Genomic DNA, 7,190 nt, shown 5'->3' with positions numbered 1-7,190 from the left:
GTGTGTTATTAATTCAATTTTAACTTCCTGCAAAATTCCACTATTGATTAATTCGAAAGCTTAAGTGAGCAGTTTACATGAAGTTAATTACGAGCTCTGTTTGAAGGTATCGAGCGAATAAATTATTGTCTAGAAAGCTAGGAAATTTTTGTTTTGTGGTCATTGTACAATTGTCTTCATTGATCCCAGCGAGCCCGCGAGCGACTACAGCAGATTGATACTCATTGAGCCTCCTCCTCAGATAAATTTGAGTTTATCCTGAGATGGCAACCAAACCAAACGTAGAAAGCTCAATGAACTTCTGTACTAATACACATCCTTACTGTCATGGAATCGATTTACACACAAGATTACTTTACGTTTGCATTATCGATAATGAAAACAATGTCCTCGTACATGATAAAATTGATGATTCACCTCAGAAATTGTTAGCACTTTTAGCGCCTTATCGTGAAAATATCGTTGTTGTTGTAGACATACCGTTTTAAATTCACAAGTTAGAGGCAAGTGATCGTAACCTTTATTTTTTTGATAAGCCGAAACTTATGAAAGCGAATGAAAAATCCTTAACAGACTTAACTAGAAGACGCACAAGCAACTCATCTCACTCTTGCCCTGCTTAGAAAAACTATTCTGACTCGGTTCGACGTGCTGTTGCAAGACCCAACTGAGTTACCTTAACACCACTCATAAAATCATAAAACGCTTAGTCTATCCACTCATAGCCATCCCAATGGACAATCAAAACGCTGTGCATTCTCGAGACTAAAAATTCAAACAAAAATAGCGATTGGGAAATCAGATGATAAGTAGGAATGAGAGGTAGACGAAATAGCCGAAAAGGTAAAGCAAAATAAGTGTAAACCGCCAAAGTCCCACCGTTCTAATAATAGCCAGATACTACCCGTGCAACTGGTTGTGAAACTAATACTATGGCAACCCTGCTATTTGTTGGGTTGATTGATTAGGGGATTGAAGGGATAAATTCACAAGTTTTCCACTCTAAGAATTGGGTTACTCAATTTTATGCGCCATTCCATTTCGGTTTCGCTCCCAAATCTCACGGATTCGCCTACCATTGTTGATTAAATAAGAGCTATCCAAATCGATCGGATTATGGAAACCATGTAAATAGAAACACTTTAGGCCATGTTCTAAAATCTCTGTCGCCCATTTGACTATGAAATCAGGGGCACAATGAGTCCCGAATGTTACGCCCGTTGCCTTTAACGCGCTGGGAATCGGGACCAATTTGCCCTTTTTTTGATTCATGTGCTCATCACCTGGGAACTCACAATAGCGAACCTCGCGTTCATAACTCCAATCCGTATGTTTGGTTAATAACAGCTTGTAAAACAATTCATGTGATTTGAAAAGTACATCAACTAGTGAGCACTGTACCTTTCGATCAGAATATTCTATGTTCCTAAAAAACTTTTTGTTGTTACCAAGAATTGTTATTTTGCGTTCATAGTGCACGCAAATTCCTTGGAACTCATTACCATAATGAGCCCACATTAACGAATTGTTTTTAAGCGGAATAAAACATTTGATTAATGCTCCATTAAGTCTTTGGTGAATACGCTCCATGATATCTCTTGTTGTTGCTAGAATAGGTTCGCTTGTAAGCTCTAGTTGTGTTTTAAAAAACCTCAACATGAATGTATGGATTTCTTCATTAAGTAAGTAGTTATCATGGAGTTCATGAAACGGTTTATCGTAAATGGTTAAAAAAGCTCGAAATAAATCTTTTTCATTTATTTCAAGTAATCCGCTAGACGAATATTTTAAGCTAAGTTCATTTACATCATTAAAAACTATTGGTTTAGAAAGATATAATTTTTCATCTAGTACTGACTGTAGCCGACAATCTTCAGCCCCTGAATAAGAAAACAGCTCTTGAGGCGAGAAAATATTACTTGTTTTTTGCTGTTCCATCATCAAATTAAATTCCATATCTCTATTGTTCGATAGTTTAGATTGTGTCGTATAAATGCTATCGCCAAACAACTACCAACATTTGAAAGCAGCATGTGTGGGTTACCGCGCTACTTTTAGTATATGCAAAAAAGAGTTTTTTTGCCAAAACATACATAAAATAGCTTTCTTTGAGCACCTTATATCTAACAAGCTCTTTGATTATCAAATTTTTTCACGATAAACCTGACATTTCATTTTCCTGTACTAATATTAAATTTAATAATTTCAACAAAACAATAGTTAACATAGTAATTAAGGGAAAATCACATGGAGGCGGCCGCTGTTAAAGGGGGTGAGACCACCCCACGAACAAGTAGTACAGGTAATTGTTGGTTGTTGTATGCAAAGCCGGAGCACGCGGGCGCTAAATGGTTAGATGAAGTAAGAGTCGGTAGATACGCCTTCTGGTTGCACGGCACCGATGCACATACACGGTCTATAAGGCCTGGCGACACTGCGATAATCTACATCGCTTCAGATATTAAAAGCAGTGGACACATTCATTGTTTGGGTGTTATACCATTTATTCGAGAACCGTTTATTTACGATCGAGAGCGCAGCCGACAACGCATCCCCGTGATGATCACTCACGATTTTCGAGATAAGCCCATTGAGTGGAGCGCCCTAGTTTCCCAAGCCAACCAAAATTTGGACGAAGCAGAAGTCTTTAGCGAGTCGCTTAAGCCAGTGAGCGGTAATGGGGCCGTTCATAGTGTTGCAGCACCTATTCAACAGGCACTCTGTGAATTGTTGTCAATTGCAGTACCACTCGTCGGATATACAGAAAATTTTAGGGCTGAATTGCTTTGGAAAGATATCTTAAATTTTGAAGGCCGGTTTGCGGTGTTTGCGAACTACGTGACAGCAGCAACACGGCGCAAAGGTGAGGCAGACAAAATTACCCCCATTAAAGATTTCCAAACCTTTTCAGCGTTGGCAAACCGTGACATAAACAAATGGCCTACTACCGAAGCGGAGCCGACAGCTGAATCAGCCGCTAATGATGTTGCAGACAAGTTTGCGAATGCTCTCGATGATAAGGTTTCAGTCCAAGACTATCTCAATCGGCACCACATTGTTGATAGTATTCAAGCAACGATACTAAGAGACCGCGATAGTAATAACAACCCAGATGGAAAAAGTAAAACAAATCATTTGATCATCGGTCTATTTGGCGATTGGGGTAGTGGTAAAAGCACGGTTGTCCGTTTCTTAGAACAACGATTAACCAAAGGCTCATTGATAGAATTCATCAACTTTAATGCCTGGAGAGAGTCTCATAGCCAGCACATGTCTGCCTCTATCGTACAGTTTATTCTCAACCATTTGTTCAACAAGCTCCGGTTCTTCCCTCGCACGATACTAACCATCCGAACATGGTATCAGCTCAACAGACAAAAGCTAGGTATGGATGCATTTATAGCGCTGTTCATTTTTATAGTGAGCTTGCTAGCCGCAATATGGTCTGCGTTAAGTCTTTATAATTTACCAACTGATGCAGCTAGAAACTCCCCGTACCTGATACTTTTTCCTTCAGGTTTGGCCGGAGTATTAGTTACTGCCGCCATCTTTCGAAAAAAATTATTGGAGTCTAATTACTTAACATCAATCCTAAGACAGGCTACTCAGCAACCTGATTTTAATCAACACATCGGTATTGGGTGTACCATGAAAGATACGTTAGCTGCAGTGTTGGCGTCATATAAAGGCGAGCTTTTTCAAAAGAGTAAAAACAAGTACGTTATTGTTATCGACGACTTAGATCGGTGTTCAGACCGTGTTATCGTTCAAACCCTAGAAGCTGCACAGCTTATTGTGGATGTAAAGGGGGTAACAGTTATTTTTGCGGTGGATTTTCAGATCCTTATTCGCGCCGTAGCCAATAAGTACTTACAACAATTAGAAACTTTGACCAATAAGGAAGCCTTCGAGTTGGCAAGACACTATCTAGGTAAGCTGTTTCAAATATCCATATCGTTATCAGAGCCTGACGAAGAGGCCTTAGCACTCTTTGTCCGAAATAGGATTTTTGGATTGAATGATGCCGGCGGTGAATTAAAAGGCGGAGCTGTACCTACAGATGGTCCTCAGCCTAGCGCCCTTTCCGTATATGAAAGGCCAACATCAATTATAACAAATGGCAAGTCAACTCTAGCTGTTGACGAGGGTCGAGATATTGGTAGCGAAGATTTTTTGACGACCAATGAGTATGAATTTGAACAATTCATAAACTGCGCCAGAGCTTTTAATATTAACAATCCACGTAGCCTAGTGCGCTTGTATAATGTAGTTGCGTTTTCTAAGTCCAGCGAGCCATTGCTAATTAATGACGAGGAAGCATTGAAGTTAATGCTATTTATCGCCTTCTATTGGGAAAAACTAACAGCGCATTCAGACACCATTTCAGACGCAAGAAGTCTTTTCAGTGAGCCAACCTCATTTATTGCACATGCCAAGCAACATGCTCTTTTTAACGAATACGATTTTAACAATATAGATGTTAGCACAGTAACGTTGTTACTCCGAGCGTTGCGTACCTACTCGATGCCGAGTTATGAGTTACCGCCGGAAGGATAGCTCGCCGCCGCGTCGCGCCTCATTAACCGTCACTAAAAGTAAATGTATACTATTGATTAGTAATAAAAATTTTAACTTTAGAGAAAAATTGCTGCCGTGGTGTAGTATTGTATTATGAGCTTCAAGCGGTCACTTTTAGGGCATAAAACAACAAGAAAAACACATTGCCATCGATGTCAGTGTATTTCTTGTCTCGAAAAGCCATTGTACGCCATGACTTCCGTTTCTTTATTATTGCGAATATGGCCAATCAGGATTTAATCCTCTAAATTCAGCATTATCGACCACGCAAACCTTCTGTTCTAACCTTTCGTCTATCCAGTTTTCAATAGCTTTTATGTGAGATTTTGCAAGTATGTAAGCTGCATTAGATTTAACTGTTTTGGTATAGGACGCAGGAATGAAAATGTGGTACGAAGCTCATTTGTTTCTCGGAGCAAATCATACACTTTTAACTTTACAACTTCGTTTATTCGTATTCCCGAGCCAAATAACATACGTATAATTGCAATGTTTCGCTTTCCTAAACTACCATTAGAGGCCATCCACAATATTTGTTTGAAGCGCTTCTTGGTTGAAGCTTCGATACAGCTCCGCGTTGTGGTAGACGAATCGTCCACTCGCTTCGAGAACGGTTTTGAGTACCTCAGCAGCATATCTGATATTATCACTCTGTCTTTCTATATGCTGAATATCTTTAACACCTTGAAATAAATTATTCCGTAGACGATAAGTTATAAGCAGAATCGCGTGAATTCTATCGACCGCGCTGTCATCATTTTTGAGAAGGACGTTTTTTACCAAAGTTTCGTGGTGTGGATGTTTTAGGTTAAGTCTTACAAGGCGGGGGTCGCAAGTTCAAGCCTTGCTGCGTCCACCATCTGCCCCAGCCCTTTAAATTCAACACATACAGCAATTTAACAATAAAATTTTTTCAACCGAATTTTAATTTGCGGACTTCAAACGTGTCAAATCCGTGCCGAATCCGTGGCAAAAACGTGTCAAATCCGTGCAAGCACACCACTCTACTCCACGTCATTATTGGCTTATAGACCAATCTTATTTGCACCGTTAAAAACACGTGAAAATGGTATTTTTGTGCTTGTATTAAGTTGTTGCTCTGTAATTTTTTGAGCAAAGATTTTTGAATTGAATTAATTTTATAGCTTGCTAAATAAATACAATCAACGCAATTTTTAAAAAATTTAACCGAACTTAATTGCAAAAAGTAAGTTTTATTTCAATTTTTGACTTCCGCCAAAATTCCAATATTTTTTTATTCGAAGGCTTAAGTGAGCAGTTTACGTGAAGTAAATTACGAGCTCTGTTTGACGGTATCGAGCGAATTAATTATTGCTTAGAAAGCTAGGAAATGTTTGTATTGTGATCAATGTACGATCTGCTTTATTGGTCCGGTTCTGACAACGAGCGGAAATTCATCACTTATTTAACAGTCGCGAGCTTGCGAAGCCCGAATTGACTTGCTTGCTATATTTTTAGTACCAATCATGACCGTTTTCTTCAATAGAAACCTCAATGCCACCGGATGTTCCTGCCACATAAAGACCGTCATCCTCAGCATTTTCTAAAACTCCTTCAATAAACTCATAGTGTAAGAATATTTCGACGGTGAATGTGGTGGATATCACTTCTGTCCTTGAGGTGCTATCAAACGCATACATTCGGCCATCTTCGCGGTCGTATATGCCATTGTTAAAATCTGGTCCTGTAACAGTTACTTCAAACTCTACTTCTATGTCGAAGGTAATTTGGCTTTCTTCATCGTCTATATATAGTACTGATGGATCAATATCGCCTAGATTTAAAACAGATAAACCATCATCAACTTCAGCATCCTCCCAAGTTGAAGAGTTGTATACCTCGCAGTTTTCTAGGAACTCTGTGATTTTTAGCTTTATAGCTGCTTCGTTTGCAATAAAGTACTGTTTAACCTGTTCGTGCCTTACGGTATTGTGAGTTGTATAGATATCCAGAAGTTTGTCTAATGAATCAACCGAAATAAAGTTCGGATTACTGTCGCAATACGCTTTTAAATCTCCATCATCTGATACCACATAAATCTTTTCATCATCTTCAAGATAGGATTTCAATGATAAAATTGAGATTGCATCAGGGAACTCCGATTTTTTCTTAGCATTTCCAAACGGCGCTCCTCTATTGAAATAAAGAGATAATAACTCTTCAGCGTCAACGTCTTTTGCTTCTACAATTTCTGTAGAACAAGCATTCATAAACTCCTCAAACACCTCTGCCGATTTTTGATAAATATCCTCATCTGGAATCTCTTCAAACAATCCCTTTATCTTCTCATCATCTAAAGACGAAAGGATGCGAGCTTTCCTGCGAAAGGTTTGAATGGCGCTTATCGCATCCTTTACGGATGATTCAATCTTTGATTTTACCTCACGCTCAACAACACTAGTAGAGACATGATCTAGCTCGTTAGCTTCACAGTATTTCCTGAATGATTTAAATGCGGGGCCATCAAAGTGAAGCCCGGCTTTTACGAATGACTGAGTATCAATAAATACTTTTCTGGTCTCTAGCACGATGCTTATTCCTGAAATTTAAGTTCCATTTTTGTGTCCCAGCGAACGCAGTGAGCGCCAACA

Annotated in this window: 3 protein-coding genes and 1 pseudogene; 2 read left to right on the top strand and 2 right to left on the bottom strand. The window is 39.1% G+C overall.

Annotated features, from left to right (window positions below; all coding sequences use genetic code 11):
* Positions 1-293: 293 nt before the first annotated feature.
* Positions 294-476 (top strand): annotated as a pseudogene (locus ACNKW3_RS19535) (IS110 family transposase); the annotation flags it as partial.
* 538 nt (positions 477-1,014) lie between these two features.
* Here the strand turns inward: ACNKW3_RS19535 and ACNKW3_RS19530 are convergent.
* Positions 1,015-1,941 carry a DUF2971 domain-containing protein gene (locus ACNKW3_RS19530; RefSeq protein ID WP_427401020.1) on the bottom strand — a complete coding sequence of 309 codons (927 nt, stop codon included), beginning with the start codon at positions 1,939-1,941 and terminating at the stop codon, positions 1,015-1,017.
* 306 nt (positions 1,942-2,247) lie between these two features.
* Between ACNKW3_RS19530 and ACNKW3_RS19525 the strand changes: the two genes are divergently transcribed.
* Positions 2,248-4,557 carry a KAP family P-loop NTPase fold protein gene (locus tag ACNKW3_RS19525; RefSeq protein ID WP_427401019.1) on the top strand — a complete coding sequence of 770 codons (2,310 nt, stop codon included), beginning with the start codon at positions 2,248-2,250 and terminating at the stop codon, positions 4,555-4,557.
* A gap of 1,496 nt (positions 4,558-6,053) precedes the next feature.
* Here ACNKW3_RS19525 and ACNKW3_RS19520 read toward each other — a convergent pair.
* Positions 6,054-7,127, bottom strand: a complete 1,074-nt coding sequence (locus ACNKW3_RS19520; RefSeq protein WP_427401018.1) for a PIN domain-containing protein — start codon at positions 7,125-7,127, stop codon at positions 6,054-6,056.
* Positions 7,128-7,190 lie beyond the last annotated feature (63 nt).

The sequence above is a fragment of the Glaciecola sp. 1036 genome (assembly GCF_050306235.1).
GTDB lineage: Bacteria > Pseudomonadota > Gammaproteobacteria > Enterobacterales > Alteromonadaceae > Glaciecola.
The sequence above is the reverse complement of the archived record's forward strand: the minus strand, read 5'-3'. Positions and strand labels throughout refer to the sequence as shown.